General features: G+C 60.5%; 31 protein-coding genes and 1 riboswitch. All 31 genes read right to left on the reverse strand.

The annotated features are described in order from the left end of the window. Positions 1-6 precede the first annotated feature (6 nt). The gene (locus TAMC210_RS12300; RefSeq protein ID WP_173299085.1) at positions 7-675 is read right to left on the reverse strand and encodes a flagellar brake protein; all 669 of its coding nucleotides are present in this window, start codon (positions 673-675) and stop codon (positions 7-9) included. Beyond that, a complete protein-coding gene (locus TAMC210_RS12305; RefSeq protein ID WP_173299086.1) occupies positions 675-1,529 on the reverse strand; it encodes a MinD/ParA family protein in 855 nt (284 codons plus the stop codon). Before TAMC210_RS12305 ends, TAMC210_RS12300 begins: the two co-directional genes overlap by 1 nt. Next, on the reverse strand, positions 1,504-2,565 hold the full coding sequence (gene flhF / locus TAMC210_RS12310) for a flagellar biosynthesis protein FlhF (RefSeq protein ID WP_173299087.1): 1,062 nt from the start codon (positions 2,563-2,565) through the stop codon (positions 1,504-1,506). The genes TAMC210_RS12305 and flhF overlap by 26 nt, the downstream gene beginning before the upstream one ends. After that, the gene (gene flhA / locus TAMC210_RS12315; protein WP_173299088.1) at positions 2,555-4,636 is read right to left on the reverse strand and encodes a flagellar biosynthesis protein FlhA; all 2,082 of its coding nucleotides are present in this window, start codon (positions 4,634-4,636) and stop codon (positions 2,555-2,557) included. Before flhA ends, flhF begins: the two co-directional genes overlap by 11 nt. 377 nt (positions 4,637-5,013) lie before the next feature. Next, positions 5,014-6,084 carry a flagellar biosynthesis protein FlhB gene (gene flhB / locus TAMC210_RS12320; protein ID WP_173299089.1) on the reverse strand — a complete coding sequence of 357 codons (1,071 nt, stop codon included), beginning with the start codon at positions 6,082-6,084 and terminating at the stop codon, positions 5,014-5,016. Positions 6,085-6,212: 128 nt separating this feature from the next. Beyond that, on the reverse strand, positions 6,213-6,998 hold the full coding sequence (gene fliR / locus TAMC210_RS12325) for a flagellar biosynthetic protein FliR (protein WP_173299090.1): 786 nt from the start codon (positions 6,996-6,998) through the stop codon (positions 6,213-6,215). Between the two features lie 19 nt (positions 6,999-7,017). Continuing rightward, entirely contained in the window at positions 7,018-7,287 is a 270-nt protein-coding gene (fliQ, locus tag TAMC210_RS12330) for a flagellar biosynthesis protein FliQ (protein ID WP_173299091.1), read from the reverse strand. A gap of 36 nt (positions 7,288-7,323) precedes the next feature. Continuing rightward, complete coding sequence (fliP, locus tag TAMC210_RS12335; RefSeq protein WP_277997720.1) at positions 7,324-8,124, reverse strand: flagellar type III secretion system pore protein FliP; 801 nt, start codon at positions 8,122-8,124, stop codon at positions 7,324-7,326. Beyond that, complete coding sequence (fliO, locus tag TAMC210_RS12340; protein WP_173299092.1) at positions 8,079-8,429, reverse strand: flagellar biosynthetic protein FliO; 351 nt, start codon at positions 8,427-8,429, stop codon at positions 8,079-8,081. Before fliO ends, fliP begins: the two co-directional genes overlap by 46 nt. A gap of 6 nt (positions 8,430-8,435) precedes the next feature. Then, on the reverse strand, positions 8,436-8,807 hold the full coding sequence (fliN, locus tag TAMC210_RS12345) for a flagellar motor switch protein FliN (RefSeq protein ID WP_173299093.1): 372 nt from the start codon (positions 8,805-8,807) through the stop codon (positions 8,436-8,438). A 12-nt stretch (positions 8,808-8,819) separates the two neighbouring features. Beyond that, the gene (locus TAMC210_RS12350; RefSeq protein ID WP_173299094.1) at positions 8,820-9,296 is read right to left on the reverse strand and encodes a flagellar basal body-associated FliL family protein; all 477 of its coding nucleotides are present in this window, start codon (positions 9,294-9,296) and stop codon (positions 8,820-8,822) included. Further along, positions 9,286-10,062 (reverse strand): OmpA family protein, encoded by a 777-nt coding sequence (locus TAMC210_RS12355; RefSeq protein WP_173299095.1) that lies wholly within the window; start codon positions 10,060-10,062, stop codon positions 9,286-9,288. The genes TAMC210_RS12350 and TAMC210_RS12355 overlap by 11 nt, the downstream gene beginning before the upstream one ends. A gap of 48 nt (positions 10,063-10,110) precedes the next feature. After that, positions 10,111-10,932: a motility protein A gene (locus TAMC210_RS12360; protein WP_173299096.1), complete on the reverse strand. Its 822-nt coding sequence runs from the start codon at positions 10,930-10,932 to the stop codon at positions 10,111-10,113. Between the two features lies 1 nt (position 10,933). Continuing rightward, entirely contained in the window at positions 10,934-11,143 is a 210-nt protein-coding gene (locus TAMC210_RS12365; RefSeq protein ID WP_173299097.1) for a flagellar FlbD family protein, read from the reverse strand. A 48-nt stretch (positions 11,144-11,191) separates the two neighbouring features. Further along, complete coding sequence (locus TAMC210_RS12370) at positions 11,192-12,013, reverse strand: flagellar hook-basal body complex protein (RefSeq protein WP_173299098.1); 822 nt, start codon at positions 12,011-12,013, stop codon at positions 11,192-11,194. Positions 12,014-12,050: 37 nt separating this feature from the next. After that, positions 12,051-12,455, reverse strand: coding sequence for a flagellar hook capping FlgD N-terminal domain-containing protein (locus tag TAMC210_RS12375; RefSeq protein ID WP_217267378.1), 405 nt, complete (start codon positions 12,453-12,455; stop codon positions 12,051-12,053). A gap of 22 nt (positions 12,456-12,477) precedes the next feature. Continuing rightward, entirely contained in the window at positions 12,478-13,845 is a 1,368-nt protein-coding gene (locus tag TAMC210_RS12380) for a flagellar hook-length control protein FliK (RefSeq protein ID WP_173299100.1), read from the reverse strand. A 22-nt stretch (positions 13,846-13,867) separates the two neighbouring features. Further along, positions 13,868-14,317 (reverse strand): flagellar export protein FliJ, encoded by a 450-nt coding sequence (gene fliJ / locus TAMC210_RS12385; RefSeq protein ID WP_173299101.1) that lies wholly within the window; start codon positions 14,315-14,317, stop codon positions 13,868-13,870. 24 nt (positions 14,318-14,341) lie between these two features. After that, a complete protein-coding gene (gene fliI / locus TAMC210_RS12390) occupies positions 14,342-15,646 on the reverse strand; it encodes a flagellar protein export ATPase FliI (RefSeq protein WP_173299102.1) in 1,305 nt (434 codons plus the stop codon). After that, positions 15,628-16,398 carry a FliH/SctL family protein gene (locus tag TAMC210_RS12395; protein ID WP_173299103.1) on the reverse strand — a complete coding sequence of 257 codons (771 nt, stop codon included), beginning with the start codon at positions 16,396-16,398 and terminating at the stop codon, positions 15,628-15,630. Before TAMC210_RS12395 ends, fliI begins: the two co-directional genes overlap by 19 nt. After that, positions 16,382-17,392: a flagellar motor switch protein FliG gene (fliG, locus tag TAMC210_RS12400; RefSeq protein WP_173299104.1), complete on the reverse strand. Its 1,011-nt coding sequence runs from the start codon at positions 17,390-17,392 to the stop codon at positions 16,382-16,384. Before fliG ends, TAMC210_RS12395 begins: the two co-directional genes overlap by 17 nt. Before the next feature lie 9 nt (positions 17,393-17,401). Then, positions 17,402-18,964, reverse strand: a complete 1,563-nt coding sequence (gene fliF / locus TAMC210_RS12405) for a flagellar basal-body MS-ring/collar protein FliF (RefSeq protein ID WP_173299105.1) — start codon at positions 18,962-18,964, stop codon at positions 17,402-17,404. 11 nt (positions 18,965-18,975) lie between these two features. Then, positions 18,976-19,290 (reverse strand): flagellar hook-basal body complex protein FliE, encoded by a 315-nt coding sequence (gene fliE / locus TAMC210_RS12410; RefSeq protein ID WP_254388662.1) that lies wholly within the window; start codon positions 19,288-19,290, stop codon positions 18,976-18,978. A 39-nt stretch (positions 19,291-19,329) separates the two neighbouring features. Then, the gene (gene flgC, locus TAMC210_RS12415) at positions 19,330-19,758 is read right to left on the reverse strand and encodes a flagellar basal body rod protein FlgC (protein ID WP_173299106.1); all 429 of its coding nucleotides are present in this window, start codon (positions 19,756-19,758) and stop codon (positions 19,330-19,332) included. A gap of 2 nt (positions 19,759-19,760) precedes the next feature. Beyond that, positions 19,761-20,153, reverse strand: a complete 393-nt coding sequence (gene flgB / locus TAMC210_RS12420; protein ID WP_173299107.1) for a flagellar basal body rod protein FlgB — start codon at positions 20,151-20,153, stop codon at positions 19,761-19,763. 187 nt (positions 20,154-20,340) lie between these two features. After that, positions 20,341-20,444: riboswitch (cyclic di-GMP riboswitch) on the reverse strand. 102 nt (positions 20,445-20,546) lie between these two features. Next, positions 20,547-21,611, reverse strand: coding sequence for a bis-aminopropyl spermidine synthase family protein (locus TAMC210_RS12425; protein WP_173299108.1), 1,065 nt, complete (start codon positions 21,609-21,611; stop codon positions 20,547-20,549). Between the two features lie 111 nt (positions 21,612-21,722). Continuing rightward, a complete protein-coding gene (locus TAMC210_RS12430; RefSeq protein WP_173299109.1) occupies positions 21,723-21,950 on the reverse strand; it encodes an AbrB/MazE/SpoVT family DNA-binding domain-containing protein in 228 nt (75 codons plus the stop codon). 126 nt (positions 21,951-22,076) lie between these two features. Continuing rightward, positions 22,077-22,496, reverse strand: coding sequence for a flagellar export chaperone FliS (gene fliS / locus TAMC210_RS12435; RefSeq protein ID WP_173299110.1), 420 nt, complete (start codon positions 22,494-22,496; stop codon positions 22,077-22,079). Between the two features lie 130 nt (positions 22,497-22,626). After that, complete coding sequence (locus TAMC210_RS12440) at positions 22,627-22,989, reverse strand: flagellar protein FlaG (RefSeq protein ID WP_173299111.1); 363 nt, start codon at positions 22,987-22,989, stop codon at positions 22,627-22,629. A gap of 58 nt (positions 22,990-23,047) precedes the next feature. Next, positions 23,048-23,476, reverse strand: a complete 429-nt coding sequence (locus TAMC210_RS12445) for a hypothetical protein (RefSeq protein ID WP_173299112.1) — start codon at positions 23,474-23,476, stop codon at positions 23,048-23,050. 337 nt (positions 23,477-23,813) lie between these two features. After that, the gene (gene fliD / locus TAMC210_RS12450; protein WP_173299113.1) at positions 23,814-25,430 is read right to left on the reverse strand and encodes a flagellar filament capping protein FliD; all 1,617 of its coding nucleotides are present in this window, start codon (positions 25,428-25,430) and stop codon (positions 23,814-23,816) included. Positions 25,431-25,481 lie beyond the last annotated feature (51 nt).

Genomic DNA, 25,481 nt, shown 5'->3' on the forward strand with positions numbered 1-25,481 from the left:
CGGCGTCTACCTCTCTTGACGTCTTTCCTCGCGCAACCGCCGGAAAACAAACTTTACCAGACGGTCTTCATCCTTTTCCGCCAGGTTTTCAAAGGATACGCCCACCTCATACCGCTCCAGCCCGTCGATCATCCTGGGGACCACCCGCCTTACCCGTCCCTTGAGGATTAAGGGACCTGCCTTCCCGTCGGGAAGGGGGAGGCTCAACAGGAGCAGGCTGCCGGGTTCCGGTTTTTCCTTCAGGACCAGCTGGGCCCCGCCGCCGCTCAAATCTACGGTATAGCCCTTGCGGTCGGGACGGGGCAGTGCCCCGGCTTCCGCCCCCTGACCCTCCTCCGCCAGGGGTGCGTACTGCACTTCCAGGGCCACCTTGGCCCGCACAAAACTGCGCTGCTGTATCCGCCTGACTTCCTGGGGATACCGGAAGTAGTAGAGATAGACGGGGTCGAAGGCCTGCCTTTTAAGGGTGGTTGCAAACTCGTATTTGGCCTCCGGGGCGGTAATAACGGCCTTCACCCTCTCCCCCACCGCCAGGGCCACCTCGCCGACCTCCGGAGCCAAAACGGCGAACTCTTCCGGCCCTACCTCCTGGATTACGGTAGTAAAGCTCCGGCCGCTGTCCGGTTGGGTGATAACGATCTTGCGGTTAATGCGGAGGAAGGGATAGCGCGCCATTATCTTCTCCCCCTGTTCCCCCAGAGTAGGCTCAAACGCTGCCAGAATCCGCCCCTGCCTACCGGCGCAGAAGGCGCCCCGGCCAGGCGGGCGGCCACCTCTTCCAAGGCCCGGGCCGCCGGGGAAGACGGGTAATGGAGCACCAGCGGTTTCTGCTCCCGCACCGCCAGGCCCACCGCCCGGTCCTCGGGTACGATGCCGAGGAGGGAAATCTCCACGGCCAAGAAGCGCCTGGCCGTGGCCTGCAGCCTGGCAGCCGCCTCCCGGCCGTCGCCCGCCGCCAGGGCCCGGTTCACCAGGAGGTGGATCTTTACTCCCAGCCGGGAAAGTCCTTTGATGAGGCCATAGGCATCCGTGAGGGCCGTCGGCTCCGGCGTGGTCACGATAATGGCCTCCCCGGCCGCCGCCGCAAAGCTCAGGACGTGGCGGGATATGCCGGCGCTGGTGTCAATCAAGAAGAAGTCCGTTCCCTCCGTTACCCGGCTCAAGCCCTGGATTAAACCCTCCCGCTGCTGGTTGCTCATATCCGCCAGTTCGCTGACCCCGGATCCTCCGGGAATAAGGCGCACGCCTGCCGGGCCTTCGACCACTATTTCCTTTAGCTCTTTCTCGCCCCGCACCACCTGGCTCAGGTCCCAGCGGGGCACCAATCCCAGGAGGATATCCACATTGGCCAGGCCCAGGTCGGCGTCCAGGACCATAACTCGCTTCTGCCGCCGGGCCAGGGCCAGGCTCAAATTGACCACAATGTTGGTCTTGCCCACCCCTCCCTTGCCGCTGGCCACGGCCAGGCTCCTTACTCCGCCCGAAGAACTCCCCCGTACCAGCTCACGCAGACGGGCTGCTTGATCCATTCCGGGTCACCGCTTTCCAGATAAGCTGGGCGAGGCTGTAGGGATCGGCTTCCTCCAGGTCATCCGGCACGTTCTGCCCGGCCGTCACATAGGCTACCGGCACTCCTGCGGCCCGGACCACCCGGGCTATCACCCCGGGGCAGGAGGTCTCGTCTAACTTGGTAAAGATAAGGCGGTTGAACTGCAGCACGCGGTACTTTTCCACCGCCCGGAGGAGATCGCTGCTCCTGGTGGTCCCGCTCAAAACCAGATACACATCTAAGGGCTCGAGGGAGGAAAGAAACCCCTGGGTTTCCGCCAGCTGGGCCTGGTTTTCCGGGGGCCGACCCGCCGTATCCACCAGGATCACGTCGCACTGTTCCAACCTGGCCACGGCCTCTTTGAGCTCCTTGGGGGTCATGGCCACTTCCAGGGGCAGGCGCATAATCTCGGCGTAAGTTTTGAGCTGCTCCACGGCCCCTATCCGGTAGGTATCCAGGGTAATGAGCCCCACCCGCTGGCGGTGGTAAAGGCTGTAGCGGGCCGCCAGTTTGGCCAGGGTGGTGGTCTTCCCCACTCCCGTGGGGCCCACCAGGGCCCGGATGCGCTCCTGGCGTCCCTTATCGCCGGCCGGGGGATCCATATACTGGGCCAGGCGGGCCAGGATGGCCTGCCCCAGCACCTCCTCGTCGATTTGGCCGTCGAGGCCGGCCAGTAGGGCCTCCGTCAGCTCCTCCCCCATATCCTGCTCCAGGAGGAGCCGGCGATAAGCCGCCAGGGACCCGTCCTCCCCTGCCGGGGGCGAGGCCAGCTTCTCCAGGGTCTTCCGTATCTCGGCCAGTTCCCTCTCCAGGGCCTTCTCCCGCGGGGTGGCCTTGGAGCCGGAGCCGGCTTCTGCCGCCGCCGTCACCTCCAGGTGGGGCGGCTGGAAGAAACCCTTGAGGCCGGGCCGGCGGACCCGGCGCGTAGACACGATCACGGCGTCGGGTCCCAGCTCGCGCCGGATGGCCAGATAAGCCTCCTGCATATCCCTTACCAGGTACCGCTTAATCCTCATTTGACTTCACCGCCTCCACCACTTCCACTTCCAGGGCAGGATCCAGCTCGTTATAGGAGAGCACGGGTACATGGGACAAGGTGCGCTGGAGGAACCTGCGCAGGGGCAGGCGGATCCGCCCCGAGCAGAGGATCACCGGCTGCTGGCCCTGCAGGGCCACCCTGGCCACGGCCTGGCCCAGGCGCTCTACCAGGTCCCGGCCCCTTTCAGGGGGCAGGACGGGAAAATGCCCCTGGGCGGTGGGCTGAACGGAATCCGCGATCTCCTGCTCCAGGCGCGGGCTGAGGGTAACGGCCACCAGCTTTCCCCGGGGAGCATGCAATTTGCCCAGGGTGCGGTACAGCCCCCGCCGTGCCGCCTCGATCAAAAAATCCAGGTCTCTATTTACCCGGGCCGCATCGGCCAGGGATTCCAGTATGGTGACCAAATCGCGAATGGGTACCCTCTCCTGGAGGAGGTTCTGCAGCACCTTCTGGACCTCACCCAGGGACAACAAGTTGGGTACCAACTCCTCTACCACGGCAGGGTTGGTTTCCTTTACCTTGTCCAGGAGCTCCCGGGTCTCCTGCCGTCCCAGGAGTTCATGGGCGTGGGCCTTGATAAACTCCGTCAAGTGGGTGACCAAAACGGTGGGGCAGTCTACCACGGTGAAGCCCTTCAGTTCGGCTTCCTGCCGCTCCTCCGCGGTAATCCACCACGCCGGCAGGCCGAAGGTGGGCTCCCGGGTCGGTATCCCCCCGATTTCCCCTTCGCCCGCCGGGTTCATGGCCAGGTAATATCCCGGCACGAGCTCTGCCCGGGCGGCCTCTACCCCGCGGATTTTAAAGACATAGCCGTTGGGAGGGAGTTGCAGATTGTCCCGTATGCGAATGGGCTTGACGTAAATGCCCAGCTCCAGGGCGCACTGGCGGCGCACCGCGGCCAGCCGGTCCAGCAGATCGCCCCCCTGGCTTTCATCCGCCAAGGGTACCAGCCCGTAACCGATTTCTATCTCCAGGGGATCCACTTCAAAAAGGTTGAGGACGTTCTCCGGCTGGCGCCTTTCTCCCTTGGCCCGGGCGGCCGCTTCCCGCCGCTCGCTCTCCTTAGCCTTCTGTTCCCGGGCCAGGGCATAGGCCGCGTAACCCACGCCGGCGGCCATAACGAAAAAGGGCAGGTGGGGCAGGCCCGGCACCAGGCCCAGGAGGAACAACACCCCCGCCACCAGGCCTATACCCCGGGGAAAGCCGCTCACCTGCTGTACTACCTCATGGCCGAAGTCGGCCGTAGCCCCCGAGCGGGTAACCAGGATACCCGTCCCCGTGGATACCAGGAGGGCCGGGATCTGGGTTACCAGCCCGTCGCCGATGGTGAGGCGGGTGTAGGTCTGCAAGGCCTGGTCCAGGGGCATTCCCAGCTGCCAGACACCGATGGCAAAGCCCCCGAGGATGTTGATAGCCGTTATTACCAGGCCGGCGATGGCATCGCCCCGGACGAATTTGCTGGCCCCGTCCATGGCTCCGTAAAAATCGGCTTCCCTCTGCAAGAGCCTTCTCTTTTCCTTGGCTTCTTCTTCGGTGATCAGGCCGGCGTTGAGGTCGGCGTCAATGCTCATCTGCTTGCCGGGCATGGCATCTAGGGTGAAACGCGCGGCCACCTCCGCCACCCGCTGGGCACCGTTGGTGATCACCACGAACTGGATGATGGTGATAATGAGGAAAATTATAAAGCCCACTATGTAGTTATTGCCCACCACAAAGCTGCCGAAGGCCTCGATAACACGGCCGGCGCTGGCCTGGCTCAAGATCAACCGCGTAGAAGATATGTTCAGGGCCAGCCGAAAGAGGGTGACCACCAGAAGCAAGGCAGGGTACACGGAAAACTGCAGGTTATGGGTGGTAAACATGGTGGTCAGGAGTATTATCATGCTCACCGTGAGGTTGGTGATGAGCAGCAGGTCCAACACCAGGGGCCTGATGGGAATCACAATGAGCATGACTATGGCCAGGACCAGACCGGCGATGATCAGGTCGTGGTAGGGCGTCAGTCTTCGCAAGGCCGCCAGCATACCGGGGGAACGGGGTAGGGCCATTCTCCCTCACTCACCTCCTAGAAAACAACCTCCCACCCTCCTGAGCTGTCCCCACTTTTTAGCCAGGCGTGATTTAGCTCCCCGCTCGCTCCGCGAGCCTCGCGGACCAAACTAGCACTCAATTTTCGGCCTCCGGCGGGGTTCCCGGCTCATTCGGCCTCCGTGCCTCAGGAGCCGGCTCGGCCGTCCATGGCCTCGGCCCCGCCTCCGGCCTCAATTTCGCTAAGTTTGGTCTTCCGCTCGGCTCAAGTTGCTCGCTTACGAGCTAAATCACCCTTGTAAAGCCGGGGATAGCTCAGGCCATCTTCCTAAGCAAAACCTCCACTAATACCTCTCACCCGGCCTTCCCGGCTCAGGCGTTAAGTGCATAAACCGGATCAAAAGTGTCCCTGCAGCCGGTAAATATGGGCCAGGATCTCGGCCACCGCCTGGTAAAGCTCCACCGGAATTTCCTGGTCGAGTTCCACCTGCCGGTAGAGGGCCTGGGCCACCGGCGGGTTCTGGACCACCGGCACCTTGTTTTCCCGGGCAACCTCCACAATGCGCCGGGCTATGCTCCCCGCCCCCTTGGCCACTACCCGGGGAGCTCCTTCCTCTTCCCGGTATCTCAAGGCCACGGCCAAGTGGGTGGGGTTGGTGATGACCACCGTGGCCCGGGGCACCGCGTGCATCATGCGGTGCCGGGCCAACTGGCGCTGCTTTTCCCGGAGCCGCGAGCGCACCAGGGGGTCGCCCTCCGTCTGTTTGAGTTCTTCCTTTAGCTCCGTCTTGGTCATGCGCAGATTCCGCAGGAATTCCCTCTTTTGAAAGACGTAGTCCAGGACGGCAATGGCCAGGAAGACAGTAACTGCGGCCAACCCCACCTGAAATACGAGACGGCTCACCGTCTCCAGCACCTGGACCAGGCTCATGTCCATGGTAAAGAGGAGGTCGTAAAACCGGCCCTTTACCACCTGCCATACTACTAGACCGGTGATGAACACCTTGCCCAGGCCCTTCACCAGCTCCACCAAACTTCGCCGGGAAAAAAGTCGCTGCAGGCCTTTAATGGGATCCAGGTTCTCCAGCTTGGGCGATATGTTCTCACCGGAAAAGAGAAACCCCACCTGGACGAAATTGGCCGCCACTCCCACCGCCGCCGCCACGCCGAAGAGCAGGGCCAGCATGCCTCCTATTTCCCGAAAAGCAGGGTAAAGGATGGCCGCCAGGGAGCCGGCATCCAGATCCTGGCGCGGCCCGGCTATAAAACCTCCCACCAGCCGCGCCATGCCCTCCAGGAAGGCCTCCCTTTGCCAGTATAGAAAGGGGATTACTGCCAGGAGGACCAGGGCCGTCGAGAGGTCGTTGCTGCGGGCCGCCTGGCCCTTGCGCCGCACCTCCTGGAGGCGGTGAGGCGTGGCTTCCTCGGTCTTCTCTTCGGCGAAAAGCTGCAGATCGAAGAACTCCATGGGCTTCCCCTCTGGCGTATTCCCACTTTGGAGCCTGCGTCTGCTTGGCTTTCGCTCGCTTATGGCTTCCCTCGCTTCAAGCCAAGGCAGACCTCTCCCCCAAAAAGTGGGGATAACTGAGGCTTCCCCTACCGCGGCCATTCCTTTAAGATCAGGGCCAAATCGCGCTCCATCTGGGCTACCAGATTTCCCACGGCGGTAGCCAGGAGGGGCAGAAAAACAATGAGGGTAAGGAGTCCCAGGCCCACCTTCAAGGGAAAACTTAAGATGAAGACGTTGAGCTGGGGCACGGTGCGGGCCACCAAGCTCAAAGAAATATCGGCCACCACCAGCACCACCAGGACGGGCAGTACCAGACGCAGGGCCCACAGGAACATGCTGCTCCAGAGCCCCACCACATTTTCTACCAGCTCCTCCGTGAAGGGCACGCCCCCAAGGGGTAGAAGGCGAAAGCTCTCCCTCAGGGCCAGGAGCAGGGCGTGGTGACCGTCCAGGGCCAGGAAAAGGAAGAGCCCCAGGAGGGCGAAAAACTGGCCCAAAAGGGTAGAGGGAGCCGCATTCTGGGGATCCAGCAAGTTGGCCATGGCCAATCCCATGTTGAGGTCCAGTATTTCGCCGGCCACCCGCACCGCCGTAAAGAGCAAATTGGCTATGTATCCCAGGGCTAGGCCGGCCAGGGCCTCGTTGACCACGGCCAGGGAATAAACCAGAGGGGTCCCCCAGGCCTGGTCCCCCTGAACCGCCGGTAAAACGGCCGGAAAGAGAAATACGGCCAATAGGGCTCCCCATCCGGCTTTAGTGAGGACCGGCACGTTCCTTATACTGAAAAAGGGGGCCGTCATCATAAAAGATGTCAGGCGCACCAGGACCAGGAAAAAGGCCTCGACCTGGGCCAACACATCCTGGAGAACCACCGGCGGACGCTTCCTCCTTTCAGCGAACCATGGACCCCAGATTCCCGAGGAGCTGGCCGGAAAACTGAAGAAGAACGCCCAGCATCCAGCGCCCCAGGAGCAGGATGGCCAGCATCACCGCTATAATCTTAGGTACAAAGGTGAGGGTCTGCTCCTGGATCTGGGTAGTAGCCTGCAAAATGCTAATCCCCACCCCCACCACCAGGCTCAACACCAGGGCGGGCGCCGCCACCAACAGGGCCGTGGTGAGGGCATCCCGGGCAATGTTTAACACCAGTTCCTGCGACATGGGCCCTGAAAGGGTCACCTCCCTTTGTGGCCGGGGCTAAAAGCTTTCCAGCAGGGATTTCACCACCAGGTACCACCCGTCCACCAGGACAAAGAGCATTAATTTAAAGGGCAGCGAAATCATTACCGGCGGCACCATGAACATACCCATGGCCATTAAAATGCTGGCAATCACCAGGTCTATGATGAGAAAGGGTATGTAGATGAGAAATCCCATTTGAAAAGCCGTTTTCAACTCACTGATGACGAAGGCCGGTATCAGGACGTACAGGGGGACATCGTCCCGCGTACGCGGCTCCGACAGTCCGGCCATGCGGATAAAGAGGGCCAGATCCTTTTCCCGGGTCTGCCGGTACATGAACTCCCGCAAAGGCCGGGACCCCCGGGCCAGGGCTTCCTCCTGGCTTATCTGCCCCGCCAAATAGGGGTCCAGGGCCTGAACCTTCACCTCGTTATACACCGGCGCCATAATGAAGAAGGTCAGAAATAAGGCCAAACCTATCAGGACCTGATTGGGAGGCACCTGCTGGGTAGCCAGGGCACTGCGAACGAAGGCCAGCACTACGACAATCCGGGTAAAGGACGTCATGAGCAAGAGAATGGCCGGCACCAGGGCCAGGATGGTCAGCAGGACGAGGAGCCGGACGGTATCCACCACCCCTTGGGGGTCGTCGGTAGGCGTGAGGCGCAGCTCCACTCCCGGCACCGGTTGGGCCCATGCTGGCCGTATTCCAGCATACAGCCCTATGGCGAGGGCCAGGGTCACCCCTAAAAGGATAATCCAAGATTTCTTCAGTCCCGGCTTCCCTTTCTGAACCTTTCCTGCCAAGTATCCCACCAGCTCGTCCCCTTTTCCTCCATCTGCTCCCCCGCCTCACCTTCCGCGTAGTCCGGCAGTTCTGCCAGCAGGGCCGGCGGGCCTTCCCCTACCCCGATGAGAAAATAGCGCTTGCCGCAGCGCACCACCAGCAGGGCGGCCTTGGGCCCCACCGGCAGCCGGGCCACTACCTTCAAGCCGTCGGCCGCCGGGGTGAGGGCGCCAGCCCTGCCCAGGCCGTAGCGCACGGTCACATAGGCCAGCAACAGGACCAGGGGCAGGAACAGGAAGAGGCGAAGGAGGGCCAGGACAAGATCGCGCTCCATCCGCCCTCAGGTCTCCTCTTCCGGGACTTCAGCCAGGTTCCCCAGCCGGACACCGAAGGCGTCATTGATGACTACTACCTCCCCCTGCCCCAGGGGCCTACCGTTGACCAGGATGTCCACCCGGTCTCCTGCGGTCCTGTTGAGGACTATCAATGAGCCTTCCTCCAGCTCCAGTATCTCCCTCACCCGCATTTTGGTCCGCCCCAGCTCTACGGAGAGCTTGAGGGGAATATCCAGGAGTTTGTCCAGGCTCGCCCCCTTTTGGGGCTTTTCCACCGGTTTCAGCTGAGCAAAAGAGGCCTTCCGGATGGCGGGTTCGGGTTTGGACCCCTCCAGGGCTTGGATTAACTGCTGGATTTGCTCATCCGTCAACGGCATGGGCTCGTTCCCTCACTGGATAATGAATTCTTCAAAATAGAGTTCCTCCACCTGGCCTCCCTCAAGCTGGGAGTTGATGACGGCCAGCAGCTCCCTTTTTAAAGCGTCTTCCTGGCTCAGCTCCCCGGTTTTTTTGCTCCGCAGGACCCCGATGACGGCGTCACGGACCCGATGGATCTTCTCGTTGAGCTCCCTTTCCAGCCGGCTGTCGGAATACTCCAGGGTTATCTTCGTCCGCAGGTAGCGCCGCAGCCCCGGGTCGGACAGGTTTACCACGATATCCTCCAAAGTGAGTTTATGTATCTGGGCCGGCCGTCCGTTTCCCCTGGCCTCCAGCCCGGCCGCGGCATGCCCGCCTGTAAGGTAGAGATAGACGAGCCCCCCGCTCATGATGACCAGAGCAGCTACCAGGACGATTACCAGCCACGGTTTGGGTTCCTTCCCCTTGACCGCTTCTTCTTCCTCGGCCTTGCCTCTTTTAGGGGCCACTGTTGTACACCTCGCTCTCCGTCAACGTACCCGAGTTCCGGGATCCGATAAGAATTATCACGCGCCGGTTCTGGGCCATGTGCTCGGGGCTGTCATTGGGAACCAGGGGCCGGTACTCCCCGTAACCCACCGCGGTAAACCGGTGCGGCTCCAGCCCGTGCCTTTCGATGAAATAGCGCACCACCCGTATGGCGCGAGCGGCCGACAGTTCCCAGTTGGAGGGAAACTCCGGCGTATTAATGGGCCTGTTGTCTGTATGCCCTTCCACCTTTATATTGTTGGGCAGCCTTGCCAGCAAGGTAGCCAGCTTGTCCAGCACCTGCCTCGCCTCCGGCTTAAGGTCCGCCTTCCCGGAGTCAAACAGGATGCGTTCTTTGATATCCAGGGCCACGCCGCCTTCCTCATAGCGCACTTCCACCATGTCTTCCAGGCCGTGTTCCGCCAGGAAATTCTGTATGGACTGGAGGGTTTCCATCATCTCACGGGCCTGGGCCAGGGCCTGGGACTCCAGGGGCGACTGGACGACCTCTACCTCAGCGCCCGGAGCGGGTTCGGCCGGGGCCACAATACCGGGCCCGCCGTCGAGTATCCCCACTCCCTGGAAGGAGGCTATAAACCGCTGGAACTTCTGCTGGCTGAGGACCGAAAAGGAAAAAAGCAGGACAAAAAACACCACCAGCTGGGTCATCAGATCCGAGTAGGTGACCATCCAGCTGGGGCCGTCGTCCCCCTGCCTCTCCCTGCCGCGCTTTCTCCTTAACAGCATGTTCCCTACCCCATTTTGCCCTTTCCCTAAGGTAAACGCTACCCTCCGCTAAACCCTGCTGCCGAAATAACCTTCCCCCACTTCGGCCCGGCCTTCTTCCCTTTCCTTGGACTGCCGAAGCTTAGGGGGAAGGAAGGAATACAGCCTTTCCTCCAAAATGCGGGGATTAACCCCCGACTGGATAGCGATAATGCCCTCCAGCATCATCTGTTTCAAGAGCATCTCCTGTTCGCTGCGCAGGGCCAGCTTGCCCGCCAGGGGGATAAAGAGCATGTAGCCCATAATGGCCCCGTAAAAAGTAGTTATCAAGGCCAGGGCCATGCTGGGCCCCAGGGCTTCGGGCCGGTCCAACTTGGCCAGCATCTGAACCAGGCCGATCAGAGTGCCGATCATACCAAAGGCCGGTGCAAGGTTCCCCCAAGTTTTAAAGATTCGCTGGCCGATTTCGTGGCGTTGGGCCATAAAGGCCATATCTGTTTCCAGTATTTCCCGGATCATTTCCGGCTCCATGGCATCCACTACTAGTTGAATACCCTTGGCAAAAAAGGGGTCATCCAGGCGCTGGGCATCGTCCTCCAGGGCCAGCAGCCCCTCCCGCCGGGCCTTCCGGGCCAGGTCGGAAAAAATCTGAATCAATTCCCGGGGGTCCATTAAATCGGTGGTAAAAGCCTGTTTCACGGTGTGGAAAACATTTTTCATTTCTTCAAAGCCGAAGTTAATCAGAATAGCCGCCAGGGAACCGCCTACGGTCACCATAAGGGAACGGACGTTCCAGAAAAGACCAGGGTTGCCCCCCAACACCAGCGCAGCGCCCAACAGGCCTATTCCTGCCAAGATACCTATTATCGTCATCGCGTCCAAGCGCCGCAAATTATTTCACCTCATCTTGCTCGCCCAGGGGCCGGGCTATCAGCCGGCGGTAGGCGATCACCTTGGCAATTACTTCATCCAGGGTGTGGGTCACCAGGACCTTTTTCCCATTGGTCAGGGTTATAACGGTCTCCGGTATACTCTCTACCCTCTCTATCAGCTCGGCATTTAAAGCGATCTCCCGCTTATCCAGCGTGGTAACCTTTATCATTGCCTCACCTGCTTCCCGTCGGCCCGGCGGGCGCAGCTACCCGCTACTTTAACGCTTGAGATTTACCAGCTCCTGCAGCATTTCATCGGAGGCCGTAATGACCCGGGCATTGGCCTGGAACCCGCGCTGGGTGACGATCATGTCGCTAAACTCCTGGGCCAGCTCCACGTTAGACATTTCCAGGGCCGAGGGGATGATGATGGTGTTGGCGAAATCACCAGTACCAGCGGTACCTTCCTGAACGTCTCCAGCGGCGGCACTGGTAACATAAAGGTTGCTCCCCACTTTTTCCAGACCGGCCGGGTTGGCAAACTTAGCCAATTTAATGGTGCCCGCGTCCGTTAATTGACCGTTCGTTGGATCGATATACTTAACGGTTCCCGTCCGATCTATGGTGTAACTAAGGGCATTGGTAGGAATTGATATGGGATAACCATTTTCATCCACCACATAAAAGCCATCCGGATTGACCAGATACACATTATTTGCATCATTTTCATCAGGAGCGAAGTGAAAGGCGCCGGCACGGGTGTAATATTCGTTTCCGCTCCCATCTTCTACTACAAAAAACCCGTCTCCCTGGATCATCAGATCCGTCCCGTTGCCGGTAGGCTGGGCCGCCCCCTGGGTGTGGACCACGTCGATGCTGGCCAGGGTAACGCCCAGGCCGACCTGCTGGGGGTTGGTGCCGCCTATGTCCCCGGTACCGGCCGAACCGCCCCTCAGGGTCTGGTAAAACACGTCCTTAAAGGTAACGGCGCTTCTCTTAAAGCCCACCGTGTTCACGTTGGCTATGTTATCTCCGATCACATCCATGCGCGTCTGGTGGGTGCGTAGGCCGGCAACGGCCGAAAAAAGCGAGCGCATCATGGCTGAACATACCTCCTTTAAAGCCAGTCTGTCTTCCTTACGAAGGTTCGGGATCGACGGGTTGGCGGATCTCCCGCAGTTGGGTCCAGGACAGCTCCCGCCCCCCAACCTTCAGGATAATGTCGTTGCCCTGGAGCCGTACCGCTTCCACTATCCCGGTAACCGTTTCATCGGCGACTACCGCCGTGACCTCCCGGCCGATCAATCCCTGGGCCTGGATAAAGGAAGCGTAACGCTGCTGCTCTACCATTTCATACAGCTGTTCCAGCACGGTAAACTGGGCCAGCTGGGTAATAAACTCCGTATCCTTCATGGGCTCCAGAGGGTTCTGATACTGGAGCTGGACGGCTATGAGCCGCAGAAAATCGGTCTTATTCAGGGTTTTCTCCCAGGTAACACCCGCTTCGTAGCCCGCAGCGCTGCCTACGTTACTTACCTGCACGGCCGTGTTCACCTCCTCTTGCTTAAGCCAGGTAATCCAGCCGATATGGGACGTCCCAGGGAGGGGGGGGTATATCTTCCTGCTCGCCCCCTGCATACCATCGCCACTCCCGGCTACCGGGGCCGGGCCACCCTTCCCTTCCGGCCGGGCCTTCCCGGTCTCCGGAGTACCCCCCATTTACCTGCACCTGGACCTGGTCCAGGCTCAGCCCCTGGCCCTGGAGGGCCTGCCGCAGCTCGGGCAAGGACAACTGGAGCACCCGCCCGGCCTCCGGGGTTTCTACCACCATGTGCACGGACAGCCGGTTGTCCACCAGTACGGTATACAGGCGCATTTTGCCCAGACCGGGGGGCTTAAGCTGGAGTTCCAGCTCTTGCCGCTCCGTCCTGCTCCCCCGGGTCAGGGAAATTATCCTGGCCGCCAGCTCGGCCGTGGGCACCCCCGCCGGTCCTGAAGGGACGGCAGACTTTTCCCCCACCGGGGCAGCACTGCCTGCCGCGGTACCGGTAACCCTGGGCGAAACACTCCCCCCGACATGGAATCCCTCGTTAGCCTCTAGGTTTACCGCAGGCCCTCTTCCCTCTCCCATCCCCGGCTTTTCTCCGATCTTCTCCGACACTACACTATACCTGACAGGTGCACCGTCCTCCTGCAAGTGACGTACACCATCCGCCCTGACCGGTACTGAACCGCTACCGGCGGCCGGAGACGGGCCGGAACTCCTTGTGCCTCCCGCCGCGGCAGGGGCCTCATGCGCTTCCGGCACCTGGTAAGTCCTCACTCCTCCCTCAGCCTGCTCATGCCCATGAGGGCCACCCGCCAGGGCAAGAACCGCCGCCCCTTTATCCCCGGCCGCCGCTAGCCCCGGGGTCCTGGGGCCCGAAGGTGGCGTCCCCCCTCCCCGGCCCTGGGCTCCTACCGGCAGAACCGGCTCGGCCTGGTTCCTCCCTCCGGCTATAACGGGCGGTGGCTCAGGGGTCGGCGGCACCGCGGCCCCTTCCGGGGTTACCGTCGGCTTAGGGCCCCCGCTCCACTCGTCCATCTGCGCCTCTACCAGCCGGACGGTCAACGCCGCACCCGTGGCCCCCCCGGGCGCCCGGTTGGTTCCCTCCCCGGCGGCGGACCAAAGGTCACCGGCTACACCCGCAATTAAATCTGCAACCTGCCCAACGGGACCCGGGCCGACACCCGTCTCCCCTTCTGCCGGTGCAGCAGGATTTTCCGGGCTCCCCAGCCGCGGGCCCTCCTGGACCGGGGTACCCTGGATATGGAGGACCAGGCCGGCCAGGCAGGCGGAAAAGGGAGGGGTGTCGTGGTCCTTCTCCTGCCTGGTAACTCCCGGTTGCGCCTTAGCCTGTAACTGGAGCTTGCCGATGGGGTAAGGGCTCACCGGTTCACCTCCTTTCGGGAAATTAATTCTCCGCCCCTCGCCGGTTGAAAGCTACTACCGCCACATCATCCAGTTGCTTTTGCTCCTCCCGGGCGGCCGTGTAGTTGTAAACCGCCTGCTTCCGCGCCTTCAACCGTTCGAGGACCTTGCGCTCCCGCATAGCCTCCCTTACCAGGTCCTGGCACTCCTTTACTGCAGCCGCCGCCCGGATCACTCTCTCCGCCTGACCGTCGATCCTCGCATTCAATATCTGCAGGTAAAGGTCCCTCTGCCAGAATTCGCCCAGGCTGGCCTCTTCCGGTCCCCCGGCCCACCTGTCTTGGAAGGCCTCCCTTTCCTCCACGTACACCCGCAGTCGTCTCTCCTCTTCCTCCTGTCGCAGCCGGGCGCCGGCCAATTCCCTCTTGCGGTGTTCTTCAACCGCCTGGCGGTAGTTATGTACTTTTTCCAGGGAAAAGCGGAAGGGCCGCAACCTGGCTTACCTCCTTCACCGGACTTAATCCTTTAGGGCCGAGGCCAGAAATTCCATGGTTTGTTCGTAGGAAAAATACTCTTCCTTGTCCTGGCGCAGGAAAGCCTGAATAGCGTCGTAATATTTCAGGGCCGCGTCCACCCGGGGGTTGGAGCCCGCCTGGTAGGCGCCGATCTCAATGAGATCGGCGGCCTCGGCATAAGCGGCCTGCAGATCCCTCAGCCTCCCGGCCAGTTCCCGCTGGCGGGCGGGGGTGATCTCCGGCATAAGGCGGCTTAAGCTCGCCAAGACGTCAATGGCCGGATAATGATTGCGGGCCGCCAGCTGGCGCGACAGGACGATATGGCCGTCCAGAAGCCCCCTCACCGCATCGGCCACCGGTTCGTTGAAATCATCTCCCTCCACCAGAACGGTATAAAGGCCGGTGATGGAACCCCGGGAGCTGTTGCCCGCCCTCTCCACCAGCCGCGGCAGCAGGGCAAAAACCGAGGGCGTGTAACCCCGGGTGGTGGGCGGCTCTCCTATGGCCAGACCCACCTCTCGCTGGGCCATGCACAGCCGGGTGAGGGAATCCATCATCAACAGCACTTTAAGGCCCTGGTCGCGAAAATACTCGGCAATGGCCGTGGCCACGAAGGCCCCTTTGATCCGCACCAGAGCAGGCTGGTCCGAGGTGGCCACCACCACCACCGACCGCTTGAGGCCCTCCTCTCCCAGGTTGTCCTCCAGGAAATCCCGCACTTCCCGTCCCCGCTCGCCGATGAGGGCGATGACGTTGATGTCCGCCGTGCTGTGGCGGGCGATCATACCCAGCAGGGTGCTCTTACCCACGCCACTGCCGGCAAAAATTCCTACCCTCTGGCCCAGCCCGCAAGTGAGGAGGGCATCGATGGCCTTGACACCCGTCGTAAGGACCTCCTGAATGGGCTGCCTCTCCAGGGGCTGGGGCGGTGAATTGTTGATGGGATACCCGGTCCCCACGACAGGCCGCCCGCCGTCCAGGGGCCTGCCCAGGCCGTCCAGCACCCGGCCCAGGAGCCCCCTGCCCACCGTCACCTTCAACCCCTGTCCCGTGGCCATTACCCGGCAGCCGGGTCCTATGCCCTCCAGATCTCCCAGGGGCATGAGCAAGGTCACATTCTCCCGGAAGCCTACCACTTCGGCCACCACAGGAGAGCGGCCGTTATTGTATATGTAACATACTTCTCCGATGGCCGCCTTTAGGCCCCGCGCCTCCAGGGTAAGGCCGGTAACCCTGGTGATCTTACCCCCCTGCTTCCATAGGTCGGCCCGGCGCAAGGCCTCAAGGACTAGAGCCTGTCCGCCCATTCCTTACCCTTCCCACCCGCCCGCAGGAGCCGGCGCACTTCTTCCAGCTGGCTCTCCACCGTAGCGTCTATAAATCCGTTTTCCGTCTCCACCCTGAAACCCCCGGGCTGCAGGGCTTCATCCGCCACGATCTGCAGCCGGGCGCCGGCGCTCATATCCTGCAGCAATTCCTCCCGGCGTTGCCGCAGGAAATCGGCGTCGGCGGGTGCGGCATATATGGTGTAAATTTGACCTTCCGCCACCCGTTGCAGGGCGCTGCGGGTGATGTCCAGGACCACTTCCGGCGCCAGCTCCACCTGCCGTCTGATTATCTTGGCCGCGACCTCCAGGGCCAGGCCCAGGATGTCCTCTTCTGCCGCCCGCAGGGTATCCCGGTAGGCCGCCCGGGCTTCCTCCAGAACCTTGCCCGCCTGCCGGCGTAAACCCTCGGCTTCCTCCCGCAGGGCCTCCGCCTCGGCCGCACCAGCTCGGAAGCCGGCCTTTCGCCCTTCCTCCCAACCGGCCCGGTACCCTTCTTCCCGGGCCCTGGCCTTGAGCTCCTCGGCCTCCTCCCGTGCCGCCTGCAAAATAAGGTCGGCCTCGCGGCGAGCATCTTCCAGGAGGGCAGCTGCCCTCTCCCCGATCCGGGGGTCTTCCCCGCAGCCGGACCCTTCCCCGTCCTCCCGCCACCACCTGGACATCTCCCGCACCGGAACCTCGTATTCTCCTCCCGGCGCGGCGACCTCCTTGATAACCCTAGACCACCACAGCATCCTGTCCACCCCTGGCGATAATAATCTCCCCGGTTTCGTCCAGGCGGCGAATGATCTGAACTATCCGCTGCTGGGCAGCCTCTACGTCCCGCAGCCGGGTAGGACCCATATACTCGATGTCCTCTTTGAGCATTTCCGCCGCCCGCTTGGAAAGGTTGCGGTAGATGCGGTTGGCCACTTCTTCGCTGGCCGTCTTCAGGGCCAGGGCCAGGTCCTTCATGTCCACTTCCCGGAGAACCCGCCGGATGGAATTGTCGTCCAGGACAATGATGTCCTCAAAGACGAACATGCGCTTGCGTATCTCGTCGGCCAATTCGGGATCTTCCTGCTCCAAGGATTCCAGTATGGTGCGCTCGGTGGCCCGGTCCACCCGGTTAAGGACGTCCACGAGGGCCTTTATCCCGCCCGCCACGGCGAAGTCCTGCCCCACCACGGAAGAGAGGCGCTGCTCTAGAATCTGCTCCAGTTCCCGCACCGTTTCCGGAGAGGCCCGCTCCATGAGGGCCAACCGCTTGGCCACATCGGCCTGGAATTCCTCCGGAAGGGAGCTTAGCACCACTGCCGCCTGTTCCGGCTCCAGGTAGGCCAAAATTAGGGCGATGGTCTGGGGGTGCTCGTTATAGAGGAAATTCACCAGCTGCTTGGGGTCTGCCTTGCGAATGGTGTTAAAGGGCCGAATCTTGGACGTAGCCATCAGCTTCTTGATAATCTCGGCCGCCCGGGCGGGACCTACCGCCCTCTCCAGCACCTCCCGGGCATACTTTATGCCGCCCTGGATAATGTACTGCCTGGCCTCATGGAGCTCCCAGAATTCATCCACGACATGCTGTTTGGTCTCCGGGTCTACCGTGGTGGTGTTGGCGATCTGGTAGGTAACCCGTTCCATGTCCTCCTGGGGCAACTGTTTTATGACCAGGGAGGACAATTCGGGACCCAGAGTTATGAGAAAAATGGCGGCCTTCTCCAGGCCGGTTAGTTGCCTCTGCCGCGCCACTTTTACAGTTTACTCCTCCCTCAACCATGCTCTAAGGAGCTGGGCCACATCTTCCGGATGCTGCCGTACCAGCTCCCGCAGCTTCTCCTGGCGGGCCCGGCGTTCTATCTCCTCCCGTCGCTCTTCTTCACTGACGGCGACCTGTTCTTCCGTCACCCGGGCACCCGGGAGGGGCAACTCCACCCCCGCCAGGGGCTCCGCGACGGGTGCCGCCCGGCGTCGCCGCCATACGATGAGGAGTACTATGAGGAAAATCAGTAGGGTCAACCCGGCTGCCGCCAGGCCGGCATATAAGAGGATCTGGTGCCGGCGGCGCTCCGCCTCCTCGGCAGCCGCCATTTCAGCCGCAGCCCTCTCCTGCCAGGTGTTGTCGAAGGCCAGGCTCAAGACCGCTATCTGGTCGCCCCGTTCAGGCTGGTAGCCCACCGCCGCCTCCACGATCTGGCGGATCTGCTCTTCCCTGGCAGGGTCCACCGGCCCGTTGACGGCTACGGAGGTGGAAAGCCTCCTTATCTGGCCCGGAGCGTATACGATGCGCGTCTGGGTTTCGTCCAGCTCGTAGTTACGCGTGATGTCGGATTTCTCGTAAGTGCTGTTTTCCGGCATTACCACCGCGTAACCCGGCGGCTCCCTGTTGGGATCGCCCGCCGGCCCGCCGGCCGCACCGCCGGTGCCCTGCTCGGTTATAACTTGCTCACTGCGGAGGGCTCCCTCGTCACCCCACTCCTTACGGAAGACTTCCTGCTGGTTAAAATCAAGCTCCGCATTCACCATCACTACGGCCTGCCCGGGACCCAAAATCCTGGTGAGCATGTTTTGAATCCGCTGCTCGAGGTCCTTTTCCAGGGCCTGCTTGAGCTCCTGTTGCTTTTGCTGCTGGGCGGTGATGGGGCCGCTTTCACCCTCGGCCAAACCCGCGCTCAAAACATTGCCCTGGGTATCAATGATATGCACATTTTCCGGTTTAAGACCTTCTACGCTGGCCGCCACCAGCTGCATTATGCCCTGGACCTGCTCGGGCCGGAGACGGGCCAGGGGTTTTAGCTTCAAGACGATGGAGGCCGAGGGCGGGGCCTGCTCCTCCAGGAATACGCTCGGCTGGGGCAGCACCAGGTGAACCCGGGCGTCCTCCACTTCTTCCAGGGAAGTAATGGTGCGCTGCAGCTCCCCCTGCAGGGCCCGCTGGTAGTTAATGTGCCGTTCAAAATCGGTCATACCCAGTTTATTCTGGTCGAAGAGCTCGAAGCCCAGGGTCTGCCCGCCCAGTACACCGGCGCTGGCCAGGTCCAGGCGCGTCTCGTAGACTCTGTCCTGGGGCACCAGGATGGTGGTCCCCTCATCGGCCAGTTGAAAGGGGATGTTCATCTCCTTCAGCTTGGCCACCACCGCGGCCGCATCTTGCTGGTCGAGGCCGGTAAACAAGGGTGCATACTTAGGCCTTATTAACCACGTGATAAATAAAGTGCCGGCCACCAGGCTTGCTACGACCACCACCAGCAGGGCCGACCGCCTGGAGGGTGTAAGGTTGCTCCAATAACCGGTCACTTTTTGCGGTAGGTCCTGGAACTTCATCCCCCAACTCCTTACAACTGCATCCGGAAGATTTCCTGGTAAGCTTCCAGCACTTTATTGCGCACCTGCACCGCCAGCTGGAGGGATAAACTAGCTTCTTCCAGGGCGAGGGTCACCTGGTGGAGGTCCTGCACCTGCCCGGCCAAGTACTGGAAGGTAAGCCTATCGGCCTGTTTCTGGCTTTCTTCCAGCTCCCTTAATTTGGCGGCCAGTATCTCGCCGAAGGACGCCGCCAACTGCGCTGCGCCGGACCTGGCAGGGCCTTCCTCGCCGGGAACGAGCTTTCCCGCCATGGGCATGAGCATGGAGACTTGACTGGATAACACGGGTGCATCCCCTCTCCTCGGTAAAGCCTTCTATCCCAATTATACGCGGCCGATCTCCAAGGCCTTCAGGGAAATACTTTTGGCGGCGTTGAGAACCGTGGCATTAGCTTCATAGGCCCGCGCAGCGGTAATCAGATCTACCATCTCGTTTACCACGTTGATGTTGGGGAAGGCCACATAGCCCCGGGCGTCCGCATCCGGATGGGAAGGGTCGTATACCAGCCTTGGGGGCGTGCTGTCTTCCACAATGGCCGCCACCCTTACGCCGCCACCCGGCCATTGGGTCCTTTGCGGGGCCATAGCCGCCTGCAGGCGCTCGGCAAAAACGGCAACCCGCCGGCGGTAGGGACCCCCCCCGGCCGTGCGGGTGGTGTTGATGTTGGCCAGGTTACCGGCTATCAAATCAATGCGCAAACGCTCTGCCGTCAGTCCCGAAGAGCTAATGGCCAGGGCGGGAAGAAGTTCCACCCCTATCGCCTCCCTTCGCTAATAACATGCCGCAGCATCCCCAGGCGGCCGTTTAGCTGGTGTACCAGGAGGTTGTAGTTGAGGGTGTTCATGACCAGCTCCACCATTTCCCGATCCACGTCCACATTGTTGCCGTCTTCCCTCATGGAAGTGGTCCGCTCCTGTTCGACCCGCGGCTCCAGGGAAAGAGCGTCCTGCGGAAGGTGCCGGGGATGGGTGCGGTAGAGGGGCAACCCACCTCCGCCGTTTAAAGCACGCCGTAGTTCGTCCTCAAAGGTCACGTAATAACGCTTGAACCCCGGCGTGTTGACATTGGCGATGTTGTGGGCAATAGTTCGCTGCCGCAGGGCGGCAGCGTCCAGGGCTTTGCCCAGTACCTGCAGGGTAGGCGTCATGAACACCTAAAATCCCCTCTTTTTCTTTTTTTTTCGTCTTTCTCCGCCTAATTTAGTTTAATAAGAAATTGGTAAAATGTGTATCCGACCACCGTCCTAATTTTCTCTGGGACTACGGTCCCCAAGAAGGGCGCCTTAGTAAAAAGGCCTGCTCCTCCCAAGGGCAGGCCTTTTCTCCCACTCCAGGAACGGCAGCCTGGCGATCTTAGCCCCTTGCTTCTTTAAGGAGCCGGGGCCGTAGACCCATGGCTTTGCGCGCTTCCCCTTTCGGAGAGCTTGCCCTTGACATAAACTTCCTGGAGTAAAAAACTCTTACTGTTTGACTGGATAGATTCAACATCTATTGGCAAAATCCTGCACCGTTCGCCAAATTTTAGGTAAAAAATTTTGGCCTCAACCGTATATGAGGGCCTCTTTATCCACGTACAGCTCGCACTCAGCAGCCTCGTTTCTTAGGCCCTCTACTTGTCCCAGGGTCTGGATGCGGTACATGGCCGAACGATACCAATTGATGCGCGGGGGGAACTTTAGGAAGGGAAAGGTCTTCTTAAGGCTGGGAAGAAGGTAATCCCAGTTCACGTAGTGGTTGAAATCCTCGATAATGTCGGTGATGGTGACTTTAAATTTGCCCACCAGAAGCTGCTGGAGTTCATTCCATTTCCTGAGGGAAGACTCCGCATGGGTAAGGCCGAAATAGCCGGCACACCCTTCTCCCCTCAAGCTGAGAAGCCCCCGACCTAAACAGACCTCGAGTGCCTCCAGGGTTTCCGGGGGATCGGTAGTAAAGGTATGGAAGGAGCCTACGTACTCCTCGGGCAGCTTTTGGCGAAAGTCGTACCTCCGGGCCTTTACCGGGAGCCGGTTTTCCTCCGCCACCTCGTTAATGAAGTCGATAAGCCGGTCGTCGATTTCCAGGACGACCACTTCCTCGGGCATCCCCGAGAGCCCGGCGGCCAAGCTTACGAGATCGTCATCGCCCAACACCAGCAGCCGTTTCCCCGCCAGGTCCCCCCGGTCCGCCATAAGGGCTATTCTGCTCACCGTGGTTTCCGCCGTCACAAAGCCCTGATCGTATTCTTTGATGGGCTCCGGACGCCGCCCCGCAATTTCTACGAAGCGCCGGTATAATCCCTCCAGGTCCTGCCACGACACCCCCCGGCCCAGGCAGCCAGGGCAGACAAAATCTTTCTCCGGTTCTATTCCCTCCCTGACCGCCATATCCTTTCCTGCGGCAGTAAAGGTAAGGGAGCCATCACCCTCCATTTTTACCCAGCCCCGCCGGTGGAACAGATCAACGGACGCGGCCACCACGTTAAAGGGCAGGCGCGACCTCTGCACTACCTCCCAAAAGTGGGACGTCACCAGAAGGCTGGAAATAATCCCCTCGATATCCCTCTCGGACACCGGTATCCCCGTCTCTTCTTCAACTTCGCGAGCAATCTCTTCCTTCAGATCCATAATCTTCCCCCTCTCTCCCAAACATCAAAAAAGGGAAGCCCGCGTAGTGCCTCCCCGTTTTTTCAGTACACCAAAGTTTTAACATTTACAGGCCGCATCCGTCAAGCGCCTTCAGGAGAGATTACGGCCTTCCACCTTTATTTTGCCAACCCTTTTATTCTCCACCGCGCCTTCCCCCAGAAAGCTGTCCAGGACGAGCCTGCGCAGTACCACCTTGTCCCCCTGAACTTCAACGGCCACATGGTCCCCCGCCTCCCAGGCCAGTAGTTCCCTGATCTCCTTGGGTATCACTATCTGCCCGCGGCTGGACAGCTTGGTGATGGCAATGTGACTGGCCACTACTGACGCCTCCCATCCCACGCGCAGCCCTAACTTCCTTTAATCCCCGGCCGTATTGCTTCCCGTCAAGGGGTGTCCTAACCCCCTCTTAGAGCAGCTCCCTCGGCACCCCGCTTCCCTGGCCGGCTAGCCCTGCAGGTTCAGGTTGCCGGCCTGGGTATCGGAACTGCGACTCTGGCCTTTCTTAACTGCCTCTTCCCAGGCATCCCGCAACCCCTGGAGCAGTTCGATAACCTCTTCTACCATATCGGCCTTTTTGTTTATGTTGGCCTGGACCAGGTACCAGTGCATGAACTCGTAAAGCCGGTAGAGCTGGCGGGCCACCTCCCCGGCTTCAAAGTTCAAACCGGCCATGAGCTCCGCCAGTATCTCCTGGGCACGGATTAAGTTCTCGTTTGCTCTTCCGTAATCCCTGTCTTTTAAGGCTGTCAGGCCCTGGCGGCAAAACCTGAGCCCTCCATCGTACATCATAAGGACCAGCTTTTCCCGGGAGAGGGTAAACACCTGGTTTGTTCGATAGGCCTGATAAGGGTTGTTGAGGGCCATCTCCTTCACTCCCCACCGAATACCTGATGAGAGGCCTGCGCCATGACCGTCCGGCCGCCCAGCGCCGGCCCTTCCCCTCCCCAGACCGGCCAACCTCTGTCGCCCGTCTCCGGCACGCCGGCGGGCTCTTTTATATGAGGGCGTCTATAATGAGCCCCACCACTTGCTGCATGCGGGAGGCCGCCTCCAGTATGTTCTGGGGAGGTATCCTCCGGATGACTTTCCCTTCCCCGTCGATGATATAGACGTACAATTCGCCGTCCTCTTCGTTGAGTTCAAAGCGCAACTTGATATTAAAGGCGTCAACCGTCTTGTTGACCTGGTCCACCGCCTGGGCTACCCTTTCATAAGGGTAACTTCCCAGGTTCCCCCGCTCTTCGTGTTCTTTGCGTTCGGTGCTTACCCTTATCCCCTTGGCCGTCTGTACTTGCCGGTTTGAGGTTTGTCCCTGAACCTGGCCGATGATTACCGGGTCCACACCCTCGATGCGCACGGCAACACCTCCCCCCTGCACCGCTTCTTGTTTATTGCACTTTTATTGCCCTCGAGCCTCAACGGGCCTTATCCAGGAACGCCCCCTGCACGGGGCAGTCTGGAGCACCGTAAGCGGTAAATAATTGCCTTGCCTGCTGCACCTCCGCCAGTTTGTCCATGATTTGATCCCTGAGGCGCCCGGCCACCTCTAAAGAAGCCCTCTCCGTCTCCCCCACCTGCTCCACCAGGGCCCTAATTTCCCCCTCCAGGGCTTCCAGTTCCCCGGAATAATCCCCGTCACCGGGTGCCTGGCCCTCGCGCAAATATTCCCACCTTTTCTCCAGCTCTTCCAGTTCTCCTATAACTTCGTCTTTGCGGTCCAGGACGGCTCCCAGCTCCTCAAGGCTGCCGAGGGTCAACAGGCGGTGTTGTTCGGCCACGAGGGCATAGTACCGCTGCCATAAGATTTTTCTTTGTTCCCCCAGCCTGCGCAGCTCGCTCTTCACGGGCTTTCTCTCCTGCCGGTGTATATGATTAAACTCTTCACCCGGGTGCAGGCCTGACGTTTCCCCACTTTCGAGCATAGGTCTGCTTGGCTTTCGCTCGCTCCGAAAACCCTCGCGGGCCAAACTACCACTCAGTCTCAAGCTCCGGCGGACTTCCCGGCAAATTCGACATCCTGTATCAGTTGCCAGCCTCGGCCGTCCATGGCCTCGGGTCCGCCTCCGCTTTTCGTCTTCGTGAAGTTTGGCAACCGCTCGGGTTTAGTCGCTCGCTTTCAAGCCAAGGCAGGCCTCTCCTGCAAAAAAGTGGGGATACGCCAACGTGCAGGCCCGTTGCGGCCTACTGCCCTCCGGACATAAAGTTCTGGGCCAGCCACATGCTCTGCATATTCATGCGGTTTATGGCCGTCTCCAGGGCGGTAAACTGCCTCCAGTAACGGTCTTCCAGGCGGGCCAGCCTTTCTTCGTAATCTTCCAGGCGACGGTCGTATTCCCGGAGGAGCCGGCCGATGTAGCTGTTATCCACCAGGGCCCCCGCCGTGCCGGCCTGGGAGGTTATGCGCTCGATGCCCTTATTTATGGCTTCATACAGTTGCTGGGCGATACCCTGCCGGGCAGCCGGCAGCTCGTTGCCGTTCTCATCCCGGGTCCTGGTAAAGAGGGCCATCACCGCCTCGGGATTGGACTCCAGGGCCTCCCGCAGGCGGCCTTCATCCAGGTAAAGCTTGCCGTTTTCCGTGTAGGGTCCGGTAGTTATGCCTATGACGCTCAACCTGTCGGCCGCCACGTCCTGCTTCTGGCCACCTACCGTTACCGTAACTTCTTCGTTTAAACCTTCCACCACCCCGCCCAGGACCCTCCGCATGGAATCCAGCACACTCCTGAGGAGGGGGTCGTTTTTCAAGATCCCGCTCCTGGCCTTGGCCTGCCACTGATCGATCTGCTTTTCCGTCAGCTTGCCTTCCTCTATTTCGGTTTCCGTAAGGGGCCGGTAGTCGGGATAACGAGCCTCGTTGAGCTTGGCGTTGATTAGGGCGATGACCTCGTTGTATTTGTCCACGAAGTCCTTGATGGCCTTCACCGCGGCATCCACATCGTAGTCCACGGTGACCGTAGTAGCCGTTCCGTTGAGGCCCCCCGCGGTGATACCGGTGAAGTTGAAGGTAACCCCGTTTACCGTGTAGGAATTGGTATGGCTGGTAAGTTCCAATCCGTTTATGCTAAACTTGGCGTCGGTCCCGCCTTGCTCATTGGCTTCATTGAGGAATAAGACCTCCGTCAAAAAAGCGCCGTCGAGCTGTATTTCAGCATCGCCATCCGGGTCGCCAGCCGGATTCCGGTCGCCGGTGTAAGTGGTGGCAATAGCCACCTTGTCGGCCACGGGATCGTAGAACATGGTCACTCCGGCTTCCTTGGTGGCGTTGACTTTGGCGATAATAGTGTTCAGGCTGTCCGTTGCGGCATCGACGGTAAATTCCTGACCGTTGATGGTAAAGGAAAAACTCGTATTGTTCTCATTGAGCCCCAGGGCGTTTCCGCCCTTCAATTTATCTAATTGGGATAGGAGGCTGGCCGAGGGATCAATCTTATCGCCCTCCGGCTTTGAAATACTCTCGGTACTCACGTTGGTGGCCGCCGTGGCCAGGCTTTCCACCTTAACCTGGTATACGGTAGGCACCGCACTGCCGGCGGCCGCGGCGGTGACGATACTAGAATCGGAAGACGCCGCCGTCTTGGCCGTAAAGGTGGCCTGGAGGCGCAGGTTGAAGACTACGTTCCGCAGGGCCAGGAGGCTTGAATTTAGGGAACGATAATCCTCCTGCCGCCACTGCCAGATCTCCTTGTCCTGCTTTATTCTATCCAGGCGCAGGCGCTGGGCCTTCATGAGGTCCGATATGATCTGGTCTATATCCAGGCCCGAAGCAAGGCCTCCCACGCGGTTAACCGTACCAGCCATCTTCAGCCACCCCATCGGCAATAAGTAAAGACTTTAAGAAAAACCCCTTCG

It is taken from the genome of Thermanaeromonas sp. C210 (assembly GCF_013167955.1).
In the GTDB taxonomy this organism is placed as follows: domain Bacteria; phylum Bacillota; class DSM-521; order Neomoorellales; family Neomoorellaceae; genus UBA12545.